Raw genomic sequence first — 19,268 nt, forward strand, 5'->3', positions numbered from 1 at the left:
CATTTCCTGTTTATTGCTTTCGCGCAAACAGTTGCTTAAAACAATTGCCCCCCTGAATGTGACTGTTAGAATGCCGGTAAATATGACGTTCACCATCAGGAAATGTTATGAAACCGACCACCCTCTCGCTGTTGCAGAAGTGCAAACAAGAGAAAAAACGCTTCGCCACCATTACTGCTTATGACTACAGTTTCGCCAGACTGTTTGCCGACGAAGGGATCAATGTGATGCTGGTCGGGGATTCCCTGGGGATGACAGTACAGGGGCATGACTCCACCCTGCCGGTGACGGTTGAGGATATCGCTTACCACACGCAGGCGGTGCGTCGCGGCGCGCCGAATTGCCTGCTGCTCGCCGATCTGCCGTTTATGGCTTACGCGACGCCGGAACAGGCCTTTGAAAATTCGGCCACCGTCATGCGCGCGGGCGCGAACATGGTCAAGATTGAAGGTGGTGCATGGCTGGTGGAGACCGTGAAAATGCTCACCGAGCGCGCGGTCCCCGTCTGCGGACACCTGGGCCTGACGCCACAGTCGGTCAATATTTTCGGCGGCTATAAAATTCAGGGCCGTGGCGATGCCGGACAGGTTTTGCTGGACGATGCCCTGGCGCTGGAAGCCGCAGGCGCGCAGCTCATCGTGCTGGAATGCGTTCCGGTTGAACTGGCCAAACGCGTGACGGAGGCGCTCTCCATTCCGGTTATCGGTATCGGTGCCGGCAACGTGACCGACGGACAAATTTTAGTCATGCACGACGCCTTTGGCATCACCGGCGGCCATATTCCGAAATTTGCCAAAAATTTCCTTACGCAAGCAGGCGACATGCGCGCCGCGGTACGGCAGTATATTGCCGAGGTTGAGTCCGGCGTCTATCCGGGCGAAGAACACAGTTTCCATTAAGGAGTCTTGTTGTGCTGATTATTGAAACCCTGCCGCTGCTGCGCCAGCATATCCGCAGAGCCCGTCAGGAAGGGAAGCGCATTGCGCTGGTGCCGACGATGGGCAACCTGCATGATGGTCACATGAAGCTGGTGGATGAAGCCAAAGCCCGTGCGGACATCGTGGTGGTGAGTATTTTCGTCAACCCAATGCAGTTTGACCGTCCGGACGATCTGGTGCGCTACCCCCGCACGCTGCAGGAAGACTGCGAAAAACTGAACAAGCGTAAGGTGGATTTCGTCTTTGCTCCCGCACCGGACCAAATCTATCCTCAGGGCACCGACGGGCAGACCTACGTGGATGTCCCCGGCCTTTCGACGATGCTGGAAGGCGCCAGCCGCCCGGGCCATTTCCGTGGGGTTTCAACCATCGTCAGCAAGTTGTTCAATCTGGTACAACCGGATGTCGCCTGCTTTGGCGAGAAAGACTTCCAGCAACTGGCGCTGATCCGCAAAATGGTTGCCGACATGGGCTACGACATCGAGATCGTCGGCGTGCCGATTATTCGCGCCAAAGACGGTTTAGCCCTGAGTTCGCGTAACGGTTATCTGACGGCCGAACAACGCAAAATCGCCCCAGGTTTGTACAAAGTGATGGGCCGCATCGCGGAGAAACTGCAGGCCGGCGAGCGTGAACTGGAAGAGATTATTGCCATCGCTGAACAGGAGCTGACGGAAAAAGGCTTCCGCCCCGATGACATTCAGATCCGCGATGCTGACACGCTGCTTGAGCTAACCGAAAGCAGCCAGCGTGCGGTGATTCTGGTTGCCGCATGGCTTGGCCAGGCACGGTTAATTGACAATCAGACGGTTGCATTAACCCAGTAGACAGGGGTTAAAAATCGGGCAATACTGCCTGAGAAATTTCTCAAAGCAGGTTTCGACCTGCTTCGTTATCGATACGAGTTTAAGGTAGACGTTATGATTCGCACTATGCTGCAGGGCAAACTCCACCGCGTGAAAGTAACTCAGGCGGACCTGCACTATGAAGGTTCCTGCGCCATCGATCAGGATTTTCTGGATGCCGCCGGGATTCTGGAAAATGAAGCCATCGATATCTGGAACGTGAGCAACGGTAAACGCTTTTCCACCTATGCGATTGCCGCCGAGCGCGGTTCCAGAATCATCTCCGTCAACGGCGCAGCGGCACACTGTGCCAGCGTGGGCGACATTGTGATCATCGCCAGCTTCGTGACCATGTCAGACGAAGAAGCGCGCCGCTGGCAGCCAAAGGTCGCTTACTTCGAAGGCGATAATGAAATGAAACGCACCGCAAAAGCCATTCCGGTTCAGGTTGCGTAAACGAACTACCCCTGCGGCTGATTGCTGATCAGCCGCGACATCGTCTCCAGCGAATCCGTTCTTAAGATATACAGGCGTTTCAGTAAAAACGGATTATCCCCCGGCTTCACCTTCCCTTTCATCGTAGTCACCGCCAGGTGAAATCCAGCCTCTTCCGCGGCTTTTACGGCCGTCGCGTTATAACCGCCAAACGGATACGAAAGATAAAGGACATGGGGATTAAACGGGGCCAGCGCACGCCGGGAGCGTGCAAAATCAAACAGAATATTGTGATGGCTGCGGCTGAGCAGGATTGGCCGGTGATAGCCGTCGACCCGATGTAAAAAGTGCGTATGGGACTGAAAGTCAAACACGTCGCGGATACCATTAAGCTCTGAAATGCTCATGAACTGCAGCGATTTGGGGTCCCATTTTTGTGGGCGAACTTTAATTCGCGACGAGATAATAAACGCCGTGGCCTTCATCCCATACTGCTTCAGCACCGGATAAGCATAACGACTCACTGACTTCAGGCCGTCATCAAAGGTAATCACCACCGCTCGCGCGGGCAGATTCATATTGTTACGCACATAGCCTTCCAGTTGCGCCATCGTCAGCGTACGGTATCCGCGATCGCGCAGCCAGGTCATCTGGTTGCTGAAGGCGCGAACTGACGTGGTGGTGGAGGTATGATGAAAACGGGTGTTCTCTTCATCGCGCAGAATATGGTGATAGGTCAGCACCGGCAATCCACGGTCTTCCTGGGCATCGAGGGCACTTATCCAGGCCAGCCGATCGCCAATGCGAATCTGATACCAGGTTTGATTCAGCCGGTCTTTCAGTTTACTGATGATGGGATAACGCAGGTTATCCGCCAGTACGCCAAACGGCGCACTACCAATATTCGGTGCGTTATAAACGGGAGTGGCTTGCCAGGTGATCAGATTCTGATTGCTGAGCGGTTTATTAAGATCGCCGAGGCTGTCCTCAACGCGTTGTTTACCCTGCACCGGTTCCAGATGGCCTTTGTCAATAAACCCGGTACCGAAGCCGAATTTGAATTCGTAATAATCCGCCGCGACCGGAATGACAGAAATAATCTGTCCGGCGCGAATATTTCCCACGGTCACCATGTCATCGCCTATTTGCGCCCAAATAGCCGCATCTTCAGTGGTTTGCATATAGCGAGCAGGCAACGCCGCACTGACGACTGTAGAGAGGGACAGCAGCAGCAGAAACAGATATTTCATCATTAACCATAACCGGGGCAAGAAACAACGCAGCGATTGTATCAATTCACCTCATTAATAAGAATGATCAATACTCATACAAATCGTGCAGTAGAACAAAGGGAGGATTTTTCTGTTGCTGATGCCAAAGACTGGTCACCTCTGGCCCACCAAGAGCAACTATCTGGTCGCGAAACGCCTGACTACTCATGGATTCTCGTGTTGGGAGCATTTGCTCCAGCAACGTTACAGAAATGCCGGAAATGACTTCACACTGCGGATGTTTATGGCTCAGCAGTGAAGCCACGCGATACGGCGCCGCACCGGGCTGGTCGGTCAGAAAGATGACGCCATCACCGGAATCCGTAGCATGCAATGCGTCGCACATCATCCGACTCAGCATGTTCGCGCTCAATCCACGCCAAAAATTCACCGCCCGGCATTGCGCCAGTGGGCCGTGTTTTTTTTCCAGAAGGCTCAGCAGTTCCTCAGCCTTATCGTCATGACAGGTTATGACCCAGCCTAGCATTTCTCACCTCATTAGCAGGCAAGTAGTTTATCAGAGTGACAAATGGAGAATGATGACAATGGTCAACAATCATCCTCTCCTCACCGGGAGGAGAGGATGAAAACGGTCAGCTACGCAACCCGCGACCGCGCTGGATTAAAGACCAGCACAGCAGATAAAACACCACAATAAAGACCACCAGCACGCCAAACGTAGTCACTAACGGCACATCGTGAATGCCGAGGAAGCCGTAGCGGAAGCCGCTAATCATATAGACGATCGGGTTCAGTTGCGATAACCCCTGCCAGAACGGCGGCAGCAGCGTCAGGGAGTAAAACACCCCACCGAGATAGGTCAGCGGCGTCAGGACAAACGTCGGGATCAGGCTGATGTCATCAAAGGTTTTCGCAAATACGGCGTTCAACAGCCCCGCCAGCGAAAACAGAATCGCCGTCAGAACCAGCGTCAGCGCCACAAACAGCCACGAATGCACCTGGAACGGAACAAAGAACAGGGAAATCGCCGTCACCAGCACCCCAACGCACAGTCCGCGCGCCACTCCGCCGCCGACAAAACCGGCGATAATCACGTGTGTCGGTACCGGGGCAACCAGCAGCTCTTCAATGTTGCGCTGGAATTTGGCGCTAAAGAATGACGACGCCACGTTCGCATACGCGTTGGTGATGACCGCCATCATGATTAGACCCGGCACGATAAACTGCATATAGCTGAAACCGTGCATCTCGCCAATGCGGGAACCAATCAGGTTACCGAAGATAATAAAATAGAGCGTCATGGTGATGACGGGCGGCACGAGCGTCTGGATCCAGATCCGCATAAAGCGGTTAATTTCTTTCGCCCAGATGCTTTTCAGCGCGACCCAGTAAAGCTGCATCATGCGCGATCTCCTTGTTTTTCATGAACCAGTGACACAAACAGCTCTTCAAGGCGGTTCGCTTTGTTACGCATACTCAATACCTGAATGCCCTGCGCGCTGAGCTGGCTGAACACGCTGTTAATTCCCTGCTCACGCAACACTTCCACTTCCAGCGTTGAGGTATCCACCAGCCGATAGTGATAGCCCTCCAGCTGCGGCAACGGACTTTTCGCTGCCAGATCGAGAATGAAGGTTTCGGACTTGAGCTTAGAGAGCAGGTTCTTCATCGAGGTGTTTTCGACCAGCTCGCCGTGCTGAATAATTCCGATGTTGCGGCAGAGCATTTCTGCCTCTTCCAGATAGTGAGTGGTCAGAATGATCGTGGTGCCTTTGTCGTTTAAATCCTTCAAAAACCCCCACATTGAGCGGCGAAGTTCAATATCGACACCCGCTGTCGGTTCATCGAGAATCAGTAGCTTCGGCTCGTGCATCAGCGCGCGGGCGATCATCAGACGGCGCTTCATCCCGCCGGATAACATCCGCGCACGTTCGTTGCGTTTTTCCCACAGATCGAGCTGTTTTAAATACTTTTCGCTGCGCTCAACCGCCTCTTTTCGCTCCACGCCGTAGTAGCCCGCCTGATTGACCACAATCTGCTGTACGGTCTCAAACGGGTTGAAGTTAAATTCCTGTGGCACCAGCCCGAGTTGACGTTTGGCGTTGACGACATCTTTTTCGAGATCGTAACCAAAGACGCTGACGCGCCCGGACGATTTATTCACCAGCGAGCTGATGATACCGATAGTGGTCGACTTGCCTGCCCCGTTCGGCCCCAGAAGCGCGTAAAAATCTCCCGCTTCGACCTGTAAATCTATCCCGCGCAGTGCCTGAACACCGCCAGGATAGGTTTTTTTAAGTTGTTGAAGTTCCAGCGCAATGGTCATAAATTTTTACTTACCTTACGTACTTACACTTTATATGTGGTTTAAATAATCCCGGAGTTGCCCTATATTAGCCCAACGCACTTATTTGGTTACAGGTCGTTAACCTCCATGAAAGACATAGATACACTCATCAGCAACAATGCACTATGGTCAAAAATGCTGGTGGAAGAGGATTCCGGATTTTTTGAGAAACTGGCGCAAGCGCAAAAACCGCGCTTTCTATGGATTGGATGTTCCGACAGTCGCGTTCCCGCAGAACGTTTAACCGGTCTTGAACCGGGCGAATTATTTGTCCACCGTAATGTGGCCAACCTGGTCATCCACACCGACCTCAACTGCCTCTCTGTTGTTCAGTATGCCGTTGATGTCCTCGAAGTTGAACACATTATTATCTGTGGTCACTACGGGTGTGGCGGCGTACAGGCTGCGGTCGATAACCCGGAACTGGGCCTCATCGACAACTGGCTGCTGCATATCCGTGATATCTGGTTCAAACATAGCTCATTGCTGGGTGAAATGCCGCAAGAGCGCCGTATGGACACGCTGTGCGAGCTGAACGTGATGGAACAGGTGTATAACCTGGGCCACTCCACCATCATGCAGTCAGCCTGGAAACGGGGTCAGAAAGTGACCATCCACGGCTGGGCATACGGTATTCACGACGGCCTGCTGCGCGATCTGGAAGTGACCGCGACCAGTCGCGCCACCCTGGAGCAGCGTTATCGTCAGGGCGTGTCTAACCTCAGCCAGAAGCACGTCAATCACAAATAAAAATCCCCGGTCATACACCAGGGATGTATCCAGTCAAAGCCGGGATTTTCCCGGCTTTTTTACGCTTATTCGTCCAGCAACACCACTTTGCCGACATACGGCAGATGACGATAGCGCTGCGCATAATCAATACCGTAGCCCACCACGAACTCATCCGGAATGGAGAACCCGATGAACTCGACCGGAACGTTCACTTCACGGCGGGAGGGTTTATCCAGCAGGGTGCAAATCGCCAGAGATTTCGGTTCACGCAGGCTCAGGATTTCACGCACTTTCGACAGCGTGTTACCGGAGTCGATAATGTCTTCCACAATCAGCACGTCCTTGCCGCGAATGTCTTCATCGAGATCTTTGAGGATCTTGACGTCACGGGTGGTGGACATGCCGCTACCGTAGCTTGAGGCGGTCATAAAATCGACTTCATGAGATACCTGCACTTCACGGCACAGATCCGCCATAAACATGAATGAGCCACGTAGCAGACCCACCAGCACCATATCACTGCCGCTGTCTTTATAACGCTCAGTAATCTGACGGCCCAGTTCAGCGATACGCGCTTTGATCTCCGCTTCGGGGATCATGACTTCTACAGTATGTTTCATATCTCTAACCATATGATTTAAAAACAAATCACTTAATGCCTGCTCTTGATAAGTCAGCATCTAAGCGCAAGGCACGCAGTATACCAGTAAAAGTATTTATTCGCGGCATCTCTTAATAAAGCTCATTTTGTGATGACGATCACACATGTTAAATCCTATAATTAATTGCTACTAAAAAATTAACAAATTGAGATGGTGTATTTTTATGGCAGATAACAACGCACGTTCGCCACGGTTACTCGTGACGCTAACGGCCCTCTTTGCAGCGCTATGCGGGCTTTATCTTTTGATCGGCGGAGGCTGGCTGGTCGCCATTGGCGGCTCCTGGTACTACCCGATTGCGGGACTGGTGATGCTGGGCGTTGCCGTATTGCTCTGGCGCAGCAAACGTTCCGCACTCTGGCTGTACGCCGCCCTGCTCCTCGCCACCCTGATTTGGGGCGTGTGGGAGGTCGGGTTCGACTTTTGGGCGCTGACGCCGCGCAGCGATATTCTGGTCTTCTTCGGCATCTGGCTGATTTTACCGTTCGTCTGGCATCGCCTGATCGTCCCTTCCCGCGGTGCCGTAGCCGCTCTGGTGGTGGCCCTGCTGATCAGCGGCGGGCTCCTCACTTGGGCGGGCTTTCATGATCCGCAGGAGATCAACGGCACGCTGAGCGCCGACGCCACACCAGCCGAACCTATCTCCGCCATTTCGGACAACGACTGGCCCGCGTATGGTCGTAATCAGGAAGGCCAGCGTTTCTCGCCGCTCAAACAGATCAACGCCGATAACGTCCACAATCTGAAAGAAGCGTGGGTGTTCCGCACCGGTGACTTGAAGCAGCCGAACGATCCGGGTGAAATCACCAATGAAGTGACGCCGATTAAGGTTGGCGATACGCTGTATCTTTGTACCGCCCATCAGCGTCTGTTCGCGCTGGATGCCGCTACCGGTAAAGAGAAGTGGCATTTCGATCCGCAACTCAATACCAACACCAGCTTCCAGCACGTGACCTGCCGTGGCGTGTCGTACCATGAAGCGAAAGCCGATAACGCGTCCCCGGAAGTGGTTGCCGACTGTCCGCGCCGTATCATCCTGCCCGTCAACGATGGTCGTCTGTTTGCGGTGAATGCCGAAACCGGCAAGCTGTGTGAAACCTTTGCCAACAAAGGTATTCTGAATCTGCAGACTAACATGCCGGACACCACGCCGGGTCTGTATGAGCCTACATCGCCGCCAATCATCACCGATAAAACGATTGTGATTGCTGGTTCGGTAACGGATAACTTCTCCACGCGCGAAACCTCGGGCGTGATCCGTGGTTTTGACGTCAATAACGGCAAACTGCTGTGGGCGTTCGATCCGGGTGCGAAAGACCCGAATGCAATCCCTTCCGATGAGCACTCTTTTACCTTTAACTCGCCGAACTCCTGGGCTCCGGCGGCCTACGATGCGAAGCTGGATCTGGTCTATCTGCCGATGGGGGTGACTACGCCGGATATCTGGGGGGGTAACCGTACGCCAGAGCAGGAACGCTACGCCAGCTCGATTGTGGCGCTGAACGCGACCACCGGTAAACTTGCCTGGAGCTATCAGACCGTCCACCACGATCTGTGGGATATGGACATGCCGTCCCAGCCGACGCTGGCGGATATCACCGTCAACGGTGAGAAAGTCCCGGTTATCTACGCGCCAGCGAAAACCGGTAACATCTTTGTCCTCGACCGCCGTAACGGTGAACTGGTCGTTCCGGCACCGGAAAAACCGGTTCCGCAGGGTGCCGCGAAAGGCGATTACGTCAGCAAAACGCAGCCGTTCTCTGAACTGAGTTTCCGCCCGAAAAAAGATCTGACCGGAGCGGATATGTGGGGCGCCACCATGTTCGATCAACTGGTGTGCCGCGTGATGTTCCACCAGATGCGCTATGAGGGCATCTTTACTCCGCCGTCTGAGCAGGGCACGCTGGTGTTCCCGGGTAACCTCGGGATGTTCGAATGGGGTGGTATCTCGGTCGATCCGAACCGTCAGGTGGCGATTGCCAACCCGATGGCGCTGCCGTTCGTCTCGAAGCTGATCCCACGCGGTCCGGGTAATCCGATGGAACAGCCGAAAGATGCAAAAGGCACAGGCACCGAATCCGGTATCCAGCCGCAATATGGCGTGCCGTTTGGCGTCACGCTGAACCCATTCCTGTCGCCGTTTGGTCTGCCATGTAAGCAACCGGCCTGGGGTTATATCTCCGCGCTGGATCTGAAGACCAATGAGGTAGTCTGGAAAAAACGCATTGGCACGCCGCAGGACAGCATGCCGTTCCCGATGCCGGTTCCAGTACCGTTCAATATGGGGATGCCAATGCTGGGCGGTCCTATCTCAACGGCGGGCAACGTGTTGTTTATTGCCGCCACGGCGGATAACTACCTGCGCGCCTATAACATGAGCAACGGTGAGAAACTGTGGCAGGGGCGTCTGCCAGCCGGTGGACAAGCCACACCGATGACCTATGAGGTGAACGGTAAACAGTATGTCGTGATTTCAGCCGGTGGCCACGGCTCGTTTGGTACGAAGATGGGCGATTATATTGTCGCTTACGCCTTGCCTGACGACGCGAAATAAAACCATTCTGTTCTGAGCAGAGATAGCGTGGAAATACCGCGCTGTCTTTTTTTAACGCAAAACGCCCGCAATACTTGCGGGCGCTTATCGATATTTAGCGATAATGATTAGTCAAACTTAAGCGACATTAATGACGCTTTTGCGACATCCTGATACTGGTCAACTAAATCCTTCGTCATATTAAAGGCAACCTGCACAGCTTTATTATCCTGACTGGTAATCAGCATCAGATTCAGAATTTCGCTATCCGCAGCCTGAGAGCGGAAAGTCACTAGCCATGCCTTATGCCCATCAACCGTAACGGCTTCTGCCTCTGGTTTGTAGTTAGCTAACATTTTCAACATCGCATCTTTCATCATATCCAGCTGCGCCACAGGCAGTGCGTTGCGACCCGCCGTCACGCCCAGTGAGGCTTTACCTCTCTCGTCGCCATAAATGATCTGTGGACGATTCTCAGACGGGTATTTAATTTTCGCCATTTCCGCCGACATAGGCGTCAGCGTTTGCGGAATTTCGATGCTTAACTTCAGCTCAGGAAAGTGTTTACGCTCCATGTCCATTCCGGCATGAGCAGAAATCGCCACTAACATAGCAAAAGAAGCCGCCACAATTTTACGGAAAATATCCATTTTTCACCTCAGGTTTGATGGTCAGATTCCGCGAGTATATCCCGAAAGAGGAATAAAAATACGGCCTTAATCTATTTTCAGAAATTAAGGATGAGAGTGGTATTATTCTTATTACTGATGGATGGCGATTCCGGGAAAACCGACATCGCCATCCGTCGCTTATACCGTAAAGCCTAACATCATGCCGGTATCTTCATGTTCCAGCAGATGACAGTGCGCCATATAGGCATGCTCTTTGGGCGCGACGTGATCAAATTTCACTAACACCTCGCTGACGCTGCCTTCCACCCGAACGGTATCTTTCCAGCCCGCACGATGGGCCGCAGGCGTCTGGCCGTTCTCCGACAGGATGCGGAACTGCGTACCGTGGATATGGAACGGATGCAGCATCATATCGCCCACCCCGGAGATGACCCAGCGTTCATATTGACCTTTGCTGGCCGCGAACATCGGCTTGTTCATATCGAACGCCACGCCGTTTATCTTATTCGCGTTATGGAAATCAAACTGACCGCCGTGGTTCATATGGCCCATGTCGCCATGCTGCATGTTGCCCATATGCCCCTGCATCTGCCCGTGATGCATGCCCGCCATCGCCTGATCGCCATACTTTTTCATCAGCATCTGCATTCCCATCATGTCGAGCATCGGATCCATCGACAGTTGCAGATTACGCACCGTCAGGCCGTCAACCGCAGGTAGCGCAGGCATGGTACTTAGGGTGTCCGGCAGCGTACCGGAGGCATTCACGGCAACCGGCTGAATACGCATGACCGGATGCGGCTTATCAAACGGCGCAATCGCCATCCCCATCTGGCTGACCGGCAGGGTAACCAAATCAAACGGTTTACCGTCACTGACGTCCACCAGTACTTCAAAACGCTCGCCCATCAGCATGGGCAGTTCGTTTACTTTTACCGGTTCCGCCAGCAGCCCGCCGTCGCTGGCAATGACGTACAGTGGACGCTTATCGCTGGCGGCAAAATTGAGTGAACGGGCGTTACAACCGTTAAGCAACCGCAGACGCAACCAGCCGCGCGGCGCAGCATGTTGAGGATAAATGGCGCCATTGGTCAGTAGCGTATCGCCAAACCAGCCTACAGCCGCCGTCATCACATCAAGCTGATAATCAATCTGCCCGGCCGCGTTAAACCGTTTGTCCTGCACGATGACCGGGATATCGTCGATTCCCCACTGCTTCGGGAGCAGCAGCTTATGAATTTCTTCATCCTCAATCAGAACCAGCCCCGCTAAGCCCATCGCCACCTGATGCCCGGTTTTCCCATGCTGATGGGGATGAAACCAGCAGGTCGCCGCTCGCTGATCCGGCGTAAACGTAACGGTACGTTTTCCGCCCGCCGGGATAATCCCCTGCGGCCCGCCATCCACCTCGCCCGGCACCTCCAGCCCATGCCAGTGCAGTGTGGTCTCTTCCTGAAGCTGGTTGTGGATATCCACCGTCACCGCTTTGCCTTTTTGCAACTTCAGCGCAGGCCCGAGCAGATTGCCGTTATAGCCCCAGGTGGTTGCCGTTTTTCCGGCAAAGGTCGACTGACCCGCTTTCACCATCAGCGAGATCTGGTTACGTGCGTCGGCGGTGAGAAGCTCGGGAATGGGCAACGTGGGGCGTTGGGCGGCAAAAACGGTGCGGCTCCAGAGCGGTAAGGCTGACGACAGCCCCAGAGCCACAGAATATTTTAAGAAATCACGTCGTTGCATAATTATTTCCTTATTTTGCTGCAGGCGAAATAACGCTAATCTCTGAGCATAGACCCTCCCCTTACGGCAAGGTCAAGCCAGGGATATCACTTAATAGATAATAAAAGTCGTCGCTTCGCCTCCAGTATGCTAACGTTGACTTTCCGTAATGCAGTGGTAGAAGCAATGAAGACGTTTTTCAGAACCGTGTTGTTCGGCAGCCTGATGGCCGTATGCGCAAACAGCTATGCGCTCAGTGAATCTGAAGCCGAAGATATGGCCGATTTGACGGCCGTTTTTGTCTTTCTGAAAAATGACTGCGGCTACCAGAATTTACCCAACGGGCAGATTCGTCGCGCACTGGTCTTCTTTGCTCAGCAAAACCAGTGGGACCTCAGCAATTACGACACCTTCGATATGAAATCTCTCGGCGAAGACAGCTATCGCGATCTCAGCGGTATCGGTATCCCTGTCGCCAAAAAATGCAAAGCGCTGGCGCGCGACTCCCTGAGCCTGCTGGCTTACGTTAAATAACCTCCCGTCCCTGTTGCTGAAATAATGACCGTGCATCAACGGTCATTGTTAGCTATGATGTTGCGCCCTTTTTTACGGGTGTTAACAAAGGAGGCATCACCCTATGGCCGAAAAACCACAGTGGCATGAAACGCTACACGACCAGTTTGGGCAGTACTTTGCCGTCGATAACGTTCTTTATCACGAGAAGACCGCGCATCAGGATCTCATCATCTTCGAAAACGCCGCCTTTGGTCGCGTAATGGCGCTGGACGGCGTGGTGCAGACCACCGAGCGCGATGAATTTATCTATCATGAGATGATGACGCACGTTCCGTTGATGGCTCACGGTCACGCGAAACACGTACTGATTATCGGCGGTGGCGACGGTGCGATGCTGCGCGAAGTCACCCGGCACAAAAACGTTGAAACCATCACGATGGTGGAAATCGATGCTGGCGTTGTCTCGTTCTGCCGCCAGTATCTGCCCAACCACAACGCCGGTAGCTATGACGATCCGCGCTTTACGCTGGTGATCGACGACGGCGTGAATTACGTCAACCAGACGCAGAACACGTTTGATGTGATCATCTCCGACTGCACCGATCCGATCGGTCCCGGTGAGAGTCTGTTCACCTCGGCATTCTACGAAGGTTGTAAACGCTGCCTGAATCCGGGCGGGATCTTTGTCGCGCAGAACGGCGTCTGCTTCCTGCAACAGGATGAAGCCCTCGACAGCCACCGTAAGCTCAGCCATTACTTCGCCGACGTTGGCTTCTACCAGGCGGCGATCCCCACCTACTACGGCGGCATAATGACTTTTGCGTGGGCGACCGATAACAAAGCGTTGCGCCACCTGTCGACTGAAATCATCCAGGCGCGTTTTCACACCTCCGGCCTTAAGTGTCGCTATTACAACCCGGCAATCCACACGGCAGCGTTTGCCTTACCCCAGTATCTGCAAGACGCGCTGGCGACAGCATCGTCCTAAGGAGAAGATAAGAAATTGAAAAAACTGAAACTGCATGGCTTTAACAACCTGACTAAAAGTCTGAGTTTTTGTATTTACGATATCTGCTATGCCAAAACCGCCGAAGAGCGCGACGGATACATCGCCTATATCGACGAACTCTACAACGCCAACCGTCTGACCGAAATTCTGTCAGAAACCTGCTCTATCATCGGCGCCAATATCCTGAATATTGCCCGTCAGGATTACGAACCTCAGGGTGCCAGCGTCACCATTCTGGTGAGTGAAGAACCTGTCGATCCGCAGTTGATTGATAAAACCGAGCATCCCGGCCCGCTGCCGGAAACGGTGGTCGCCCATCTTGATAAGAGCCATATTTGCGTGCATACCTATCCGGAAAGCCACCCGGAAGGCGGATTATGCACCTTCCGCGCCGATATTGAGGTTTCAACCTGCGGTGTGATTTCTCCCTTGAAGGCGCTGAATTACTTGATCCACCAGCTTGAATCCGACATCGTGACCATCGATTATCGCGTGCGTGGCTTTACCCGTGATATCAACGGGATGAAGCACTTTATCGATCATGAGATTAACTCCATTCAGAACTTTATGTCCGAGGATATGAAGTCGTTGTATGACATGGTGGATGTGAACGTGTATCAGGAAAATATCTTCCATACCAAAATGTTGCTTAAAGAGTTCGACCTTAAGCACTACATGTTCCATACCCGACCAGAAGACTTGACCGACGCAGAGCGTAAAGAGATTACCGCTGCGCTGTGGAAAGAGATGCGAGAGATTTACTACGGGCGCAATATCCCGAGCGTGTAAGAAAAATGCTCAGGCACTCTGCGGAGTGCCTGAGCCGAATCCGAGACTATTCATTTCCCCATCGATTCAGGAATTCTGCGATATCATCGATGCGTTGCGCGTCAATGCCAGCGTCGACCGCCATCTCCTGCTGCGCTTCTTCGCTGATCTCTTCGTTATTTGTTAAGCGAGCAATCAGTAGCTGGAAATAGCGAGCAAGAGGATCACGCTCCGACGCGTTAACCGGTTCTGCGGATTCCGTCGAATACTCATCCACAATGTCATAATATTTCAGTGGTATTTCATTACCCATCACTCATCTCCTGGGGTTATCCCAACGTTAATTACTCAGGCTGTACCAGCGTCAGGGCGACGGATTGCGCTTTCAGTTCGGCCTGTACGGCTTGCGGTAAATTAACATCGGTAATGACGTCGGTAAAGCGACTGAGAGAAGCCACATTAAATAGCGAATGCGCGCCGTATTTGCTGCTGTCGGCCAGTAGCACTTTTCGTTGCGCATTGGCGATAATTTCCTGCTTCAGTCCCGCTTTGTCCTCAGTCGGCGTGGTCACGCCCTTTTCCATACTCCAGGTATTACAGCTCATAAACGCGATATCAGGATAGACGCTGCGCAGCATTTTGCGGCCAAACTCGCCGATGCATGACTGGCTGCTGTCATCAATTCGCCCACCGACAATAGTCACCTCTATCTGGCGAAACTCGGATAAAAACAGGGCGATGTGCAGATCAACGGTAATGACTCTGAGGGGAAGATGAGTTAAACATTTTGCCAGCTCCAGCATCGTGGTTCCGGCATCAAGCACCACGGCATCGCCCGCATGCACCATCGAGGCCGCATAACGCGCAATCGCCCGTTTTTCGGCGGGCGATCGCAGTTGCTTCTCGTTGGTGGTCGGTTGCACTGCTTCAAAACGCCGTAACGCCACACCGCCGTGGCTGCGACTGATCACCCCCTGTTCATCCAGTTTGATCAGATCGCGGCGGATCGTTGCCGGAGAGGCCTCAACGGCATCCACCAGTTGTTCCACGGTCACCAGCGTATGATTTTTCAAATACGCCACAATCTGATCCAGACGGTGTTGTCCTTTCATAACAGGAAATTATGCCAGTTGCATTGCCAGTTTAATCGATACGGCCATGCTCTCAGATTTTGCTTTTCCCGTCCAGGCGATATCAAATGCCGTCCCGTGATCGGCAGAGGTGCGAATAAACGGCAAACCGGCAGTGATGTTGACACCGTCATAAAAACCCAGCAGCTTCAGCGGGATATGGCCCTGATCGTGGTACATCGCCACCACCATGTCATAGTGACCTTCATACGCCTGCAAAAATACAGTGTCCGGCGGGCATGGGCCGTAAACATCCATCCCCTTTGCCTTCATGTTCTCAATCGCCGGACCGACGATGCGAATCTCCTCATCGCCGAACAGCCCGTTCTCACCAGCATGTGGATTCACCCCCGCCACGGCTATACGCGGCTGCGCATAACCCACACGCTTCAGGAAGGTATCGGCGATACTAATAACAGTCTCCACGCGCTGACCGTTCAGGGTATCGAGGAACTTACGCAGGGCGATATGGGTGGAAACGTGAATGACTTTCAGCTTATCGGTATAAAGCACCATCGCGTAGTCGCGACTTTCCGTCAGCGTCGCCAGCAGCTCGGTGTGTCCGGGGAAATGGTGCCCGCCAAGATGCAGGGCTTCTTTGTTCAACGGCGCAGTGGCGATAGCATGAACGTCGCCTTTCATCGCCAGTTCCGTTGCCCGTTTTACGCAGCGATAAGCCAGATCGCCTGCCTGAGCCTGCACTTTACCCGGCTCCAGTGCGTCCGGGTCCGCCAGCGGTTCATCAATCACATGAATCACACCAGGCACGAAGCGGGCGTCCGCCACCTGCGTAATGGCGCGAAACGTCACGCCCTCCGCCAGACCGTTGGCCTGTAACCGCTTCAGGGTTTGCAGGCATCCCACTACCACCAGCGGCGCGCCGTTAAGTTCATCTTCACTGAGCGCTTTAACAATAATTTCCGGGCCGATCCCCGCAGGATCGCCCATCGTAATCGCGACGGTTTTAGTTACCACTGTACATCTCCTCAATAAAATAAAGCGCATCACGAAGGGTACTGTCGGAGCCGAATCCTCCTGCTTTGGTGATCACCGGCAGATCGTCAATCTCGCTGTTCACGAACGTTCCGCACGGAATGCACGGCGCTACCTCGCTCTGAATGCGATAGCCTTCCGCCCCCAGCGCACTGGCAACGGCTGTCGCAATATCCCCTCCGGTCAGGAACAGGCCGCCAATACGCGCCTGCTCAATAATGCGTAACGTGATGTTTCCAAGACGCTGGCTTAACCGTTCGCCAAGCGCCTGACGGCTCATCCCGACGCTGGCACACAGCGTGTCGATCATCTGTCGGTCGTCCGCACTACGACTGGTACGTAAAATCGTATGGTGGTGACGGCTCAGTAACGCGCAGGCCTGCTCCACCACCGACGCGATTTCCTGTTCGAAACCGGCAGAGGCCAGTCGTGAGGCATCGATATCGACAACCTTTGCCCGGTCCTGACACAGCGCCTTGTCTACCTGACGTCGCGTGGCTTCACTCATCGAACCCGCGACGACCAGCACCGGCAACGCTTGCTTTTCCTGCATAAACAGGCGGACCGGCAGGGCATTGGCGAGACCAGCCGCGCCGACCAGTAACGGCAGCGTCTCCTGCTCACAGATTGCATGCGCAATCAGCGACAAATCACGGTCCTCAACGGCATCCACCACCACCATGCACTCGCCTTCAGCAGCGAAAGCGGCTAACAGCGCGCTCAGTCGTCCGCGACGGACATCGTCGAGCGACACTTCATGCACCGGAATGTCACTTTGCAACGAGACCAGTTCCGCAATGCGCGAAGAGATAATCGGCGTTTTGGGATCGCTGGCAAATTCGGTCTCCAGTAATGGCGTTCCGTTGACCAGGCACAGTCCATCGCGTGTTGTGCGCCCTGCGGCGGGGATCGCCGCCGCAATCACGGCCAGCGTCCGGTTAGCGGCGCGCATCGCCGCCGTCACCTCGGCGCCGACGTTGCCACGAAACGTAGAATCAATTTTTTTATACACCAGCGGCGCTGTTACCCCTTCACACCAGGGGGCTAACGCTTGTTGTACCGCCTGCGCGGCTTGCGCCGACGGGATTGCCCGGCTCTCTGTGTTGATCACCAGCACATCAGCACGACGGGAAGGCTTCTGCGTCGGGGTAAGCATTACCTCTGTGCGTGCGCCTTTTTTCGCCAGTTGCACGCCGGTATCGTTAGAGCCCGTAAAATCATCGGCAATGACGATCATTTTCATGCTTTATTCTCCTGAGTAACCTGACGAGCCTGTTTTTTGGCAACCCACGAGGTCAGGATCGGCGTCAGGATCGCGGTGGTGATCACGGAGGCGGCAATCAATGGCGCGGCAGCAGCAGCGACTTCCGCCAGCGAAGGGTCAGCCTGGGCTATCGCCAGCGGCGTTGCAACGGCATTACCGGCAGTACTGGAGGCCGCCGCTCCGGCAATCCCGGTACCGCCCACCAGACGGTCTGCGCGGATGTTAAAGAAGCCGCCGACGAACGTGGTTAACACCCCCAGCAGGATGCCCGCCAGACCGCCCTGCAATAGCATTTCGAGGTTGATGCCAGCCCCCAGCGCAAAGGCGAAGAACGGGATCAACAGCGGTCCGCCTTTGGTCAGGAAGTCACGCATGTTGTGATCGAGGTTACCGAGGATCATGCCAACCACCAGCGGGACCAGGACCGCCACCAGTGCCATGATCGGAATGTTGGCCATTCCCGCAGCACCCAGCGCGATCATGGTAAAGAATGGACCGTCATTAAGAGACAGAATAGAGATTGCGCCGACGTCACGCTCGTTACCGAACTCGCCGACTAATGCCGCGTACAGCCCCCCATTCGAGTTACTCATGGCAGCAATAATCGCCAGTCCGCTTAAGCCAAAGATCCCTTCAGTCCCGAACAGGTGCTCAACGCCAAGACCGAGCGCAATGGCGATCAGCAGTTTGGTCAGGGTAATCGTACCGCCCTGCAATAAAGCCTGAGGTGCCGCCTTCACGCTGATCCCTGCGCCCATGCACAACAGGAATGCACCGATTAGCGGCGCGGCGCCGTTTTTAAACAGCGCGGTAGTAAATCCGCCGATCTCCAGCGCCTGCGGGGCAAAGGTATTGATAATGGCACCGATAACCAATGGCACGACCATCATGCCGCCGGGTACGCGTTCTATTGCCTTCTTGATGTTCATGGTCTTCCCGCCTGTTGTTGTGTTGTGATTAAATAAAATCATAACGATTATATTTAATCAATTTTAGATCACAAATGGGCCAGATCACAGTTTTAAAATGATTAATAAAAATCAAACAATCCTTTTTCGGTAAAAAAAAACCGGACGCAGACGCCCGGCTCCACTGATGATTGAAATTATTCAGGATTGACGCAGAAATTCCCGATAGGCGTTTACCACCTGCAGGAAATCCTCGACGCCGCACAGCGACAGGCTTTCTTCATCGTAGTAATTCATCCCTTCTTCCATTTCGTCGCCGGTAAACTCCAGCTGGTTGGCGCGGATCATCACCTCTTCGCCGTCCATCCAGAGCGTATATTCATGCCCCGCCCGTTGCCAGGAACGTTCGCTGCCTTTTACCGCGTTAGCCGCCTGTTCCACTTCGTCCAGCAGGGCCAGGTTTTCTTTCACTTCTTCATTAAACCAGTGCCCGACCACTTCGTGACCCATGGACATGCGCACCAAAACCCGACCGGTAACATCGCGCAGAAATTCGTAATCCATAATGTAGTCCTCTGCTCCCGGCAATGCGCCATTACCGCATTGCG

Annotated in this window: 21 protein-coding genes; 8 read left to right on the forward strand and 13 right to left on the reverse strand. The window is 53.9% G+C overall.

The features are described from left to right. Positions 1-107 precede the first annotated feature (107 nt). From panB to panD, 3 genes are all read left to right on the forward strand, one after another. Positions 108-899: a 3-methyl-2-oxobutanoate hydroxymethyltransferase gene (gene panB / locus C2U53_RS04180; RefSeq protein WP_042997890.1), complete on the forward strand. Its 792-nt coding sequence runs from the start codon at positions 108-110 to the stop codon at positions 897-899. Positions 900-910: 11 nt separating this feature from the next. After that, positions 911-1,765 (forward strand): pantoate--beta-alanine ligase, encoded by an 855-nt coding sequence (gene panC, locus C2U53_RS04185; protein WP_042997891.1) that lies wholly within the window; start codon positions 911-913, stop codon positions 1,763-1,765. Between the two features lie 93 nt (positions 1,766-1,858). Continuing rightward, a complete protein-coding gene (panD, locus tag C2U53_RS04190) occupies positions 1,859-2,239 on the forward strand; it encodes an aspartate 1-decarboxylase (RefSeq protein WP_042323756.1) in 381 nt (126 codons plus the stop codon). 5 nt (positions 2,240-2,244) lie between these two features. On the opposite strand, the gene C2U53_RS04195 is transcribed toward panD, so the two are convergent. From C2U53_RS04195 to C2U53_RS04210, 4 genes are all read right to left on the reverse strand, one after another. After that, positions 2,245-3,471, reverse strand: coding sequence for a polysaccharide deacetylase family protein (locus C2U53_RS04195; RefSeq protein ID WP_172740557.1), 1,227 nt, complete (start codon positions 3,469-3,471; stop codon positions 2,245-2,247). 64 nt (positions 3,472-3,535) lie between these two features. Further along, positions 3,536-3,976 (reverse strand): PTS sugar transporter subunit IIA, encoded by a 441-nt coding sequence (locus tag C2U53_RS04200; protein WP_044255413.1) that lies wholly within the window; start codon positions 3,974-3,976, stop codon positions 3,536-3,538. 106 nt (positions 3,977-4,082) lie between these two features. After that, entirely contained in the window at positions 4,083-4,853 is a 771-nt protein-coding gene (locus tag C2U53_RS04205) for an ABC transporter permease (RefSeq protein WP_042997893.1), read from the reverse strand. After that, complete coding sequence (locus C2U53_RS04210; RefSeq protein WP_042997894.1) at positions 4,850-5,776, reverse strand: ABC transporter ATP-binding protein; 927 nt, start codon at positions 5,774-5,776, stop codon at positions 4,850-4,852. The genes C2U53_RS04205 and C2U53_RS04210 overlap by 4 nt, the downstream gene beginning before the upstream one ends. A gap of 108 nt (positions 5,777-5,884) precedes the next feature. Here C2U53_RS04210 and can point away from each other — a divergent pair, with 108 nt between their 5' ends. Continuing rightward, positions 5,885-6,547, forward strand: a complete 663-nt coding sequence (gene can, locus C2U53_RS04215) for a carbonate dehydratase (RefSeq protein WP_042997895.1) — start codon at positions 5,885-5,887, stop codon at positions 6,545-6,547. A 65-nt stretch (positions 6,548-6,612) separates the two neighbouring features. Here can and hpt read toward each other — a convergent pair whose 3' ends face one another. Next, positions 6,613-7,149, reverse strand: coding sequence for a hypoxanthine phosphoribosyltransferase (gene hpt, locus C2U53_RS04220; protein WP_042997896.1), 537 nt, complete (start codon positions 7,147-7,149; stop codon positions 6,613-6,615). A gap of 205 nt (positions 7,150-7,354) precedes the next feature. Here hpt and C2U53_RS04225 point away from each other — a divergent pair, with 205 nt between their 5' ends. Next, on the forward strand, positions 7,355-9,745 hold the full coding sequence (locus C2U53_RS04225; protein ID WP_061070512.1) for a glucose/quinate/shikimate family membrane-bound PQQ-dependent dehydrogenase: 2,391 nt from the start codon (positions 7,355-7,357) through the stop codon (positions 9,743-9,745). A gap of 107 nt (positions 9,746-9,852) precedes the next feature. Here the strand turns inward: C2U53_RS04225 and C2U53_RS04230 are convergent, their stop codons facing one another. Together C2U53_RS04230 and cueO are read right to left on the reverse strand one after the other, a co-directional pair. Then, positions 9,853-10,374, reverse strand: coding sequence for a hypothetical protein (locus C2U53_RS04230; protein WP_104445657.1), 522 nt, complete (start codon positions 10,372-10,374; stop codon positions 9,853-9,855). 159 nt (positions 10,375-10,533) lie between these two features. Continuing rightward, positions 10,534-12,093 carry a multicopper oxidase CueO gene (gene cueO, locus C2U53_RS04235; protein WP_104445658.1) on the reverse strand — a complete coding sequence of 520 codons (1,560 nt, stop codon included), beginning with the start codon at positions 12,091-12,093 and terminating at the stop codon, positions 10,534-10,536. A gap of 165 nt (positions 12,094-12,258) precedes the next feature. Between cueO and C2U53_RS04240 the strand changes: the two genes are divergently transcribed. From C2U53_RS04240 to speD, 3 genes are all read left to right on the forward strand, one after another. Next, positions 12,259-12,606 (forward strand): YacC family pilotin-like protein, encoded by a 348-nt coding sequence (locus C2U53_RS04240; RefSeq protein WP_000846617.1) that lies wholly within the window; start codon positions 12,259-12,261, stop codon positions 12,604-12,606. Positions 12,607-12,709: 103 nt separating this feature from the next. Beyond that, positions 12,710-13,576, forward strand: coding sequence for a polyamine aminopropyltransferase (speE, locus tag C2U53_RS04245; RefSeq protein WP_042997900.1), 867 nt, complete (start codon positions 12,710-12,712; stop codon positions 13,574-13,576). A gap of 15 nt (positions 13,577-13,591) precedes the next feature. Continuing rightward, positions 13,592-14,386, forward strand: coding sequence for an adenosylmethionine decarboxylase (gene speD, locus C2U53_RS04250; RefSeq protein ID WP_044255425.1), 795 nt, complete (start codon positions 13,592-13,594; stop codon positions 14,384-14,386). Positions 14,387-14,432: 46 nt separating this feature from the next. On the opposite strand, the gene C2U53_RS04255 is transcribed toward speD, so the two are convergent. From C2U53_RS04255 to yacL, 6 genes are all read right to left on the reverse strand, one after another. After that, positions 14,433-14,678, reverse strand: coding sequence for a YmjA family protein (locus C2U53_RS04255; protein ID WP_042997902.1), 246 nt, complete (start codon positions 14,676-14,678; stop codon positions 14,433-14,435). Positions 14,679-14,709: 31 nt separating this feature from the next. Further along, positions 14,710-15,477, reverse strand: a complete 768-nt coding sequence (locus C2U53_RS04260) for a DeoR/GlpR family DNA-binding transcription regulator (RefSeq protein WP_042997903.1) — start codon at positions 15,475-15,477, stop codon at positions 14,710-14,712. Between the two features lie 9 nt (positions 15,478-15,486). Then, complete coding sequence (locus C2U53_RS04265) at positions 15,487-16,470, reverse strand: D-threonate 4-phosphate dehydrogenase (RefSeq protein WP_080343246.1); 984 nt, start codon at positions 16,468-16,470, stop codon at positions 15,487-15,489. Beyond that, positions 16,460-17,731, reverse strand: a complete 1,272-nt coding sequence (locus C2U53_RS04270) for a D-threonate kinase (RefSeq protein ID WP_104445659.1) — start codon at positions 17,729-17,731, stop codon at positions 16,460-16,462. Before C2U53_RS04270 ends, C2U53_RS04265 begins: the two co-directional genes overlap by 11 nt. Next, positions 17,728-18,681 (reverse strand): 2-keto-3-deoxygluconate permease 1, encoded by a 954-nt coding sequence (locus C2U53_RS04275; protein WP_042997906.1) that lies wholly within the window; start codon positions 18,679-18,681, stop codon positions 17,728-17,730. Before C2U53_RS04275 ends, C2U53_RS04270 begins: the two co-directional genes overlap by 4 nt. A gap of 180 nt (positions 18,682-18,861) precedes the next feature. Next, positions 18,862-19,224: a protein YacL gene (gene yacL / locus C2U53_RS04280; protein ID WP_054177165.1), complete on the reverse strand. Its 363-nt coding sequence runs from the start codon at positions 19,222-19,224 to the stop codon at positions 18,862-18,864. Positions 19,225-19,268: the final 44 nt, after the last annotated feature.

Origin of the sequence: Citrobacter sp. CFNIH10, assembly GCF_002934585.1 — a bacterium.
Classification (GTDB): domain Bacteria; phylum Pseudomonadota; class Gammaproteobacteria; order Enterobacterales; family Enterobacteriaceae; genus Citrobacter_A; species Citrobacter_A amalonaticus.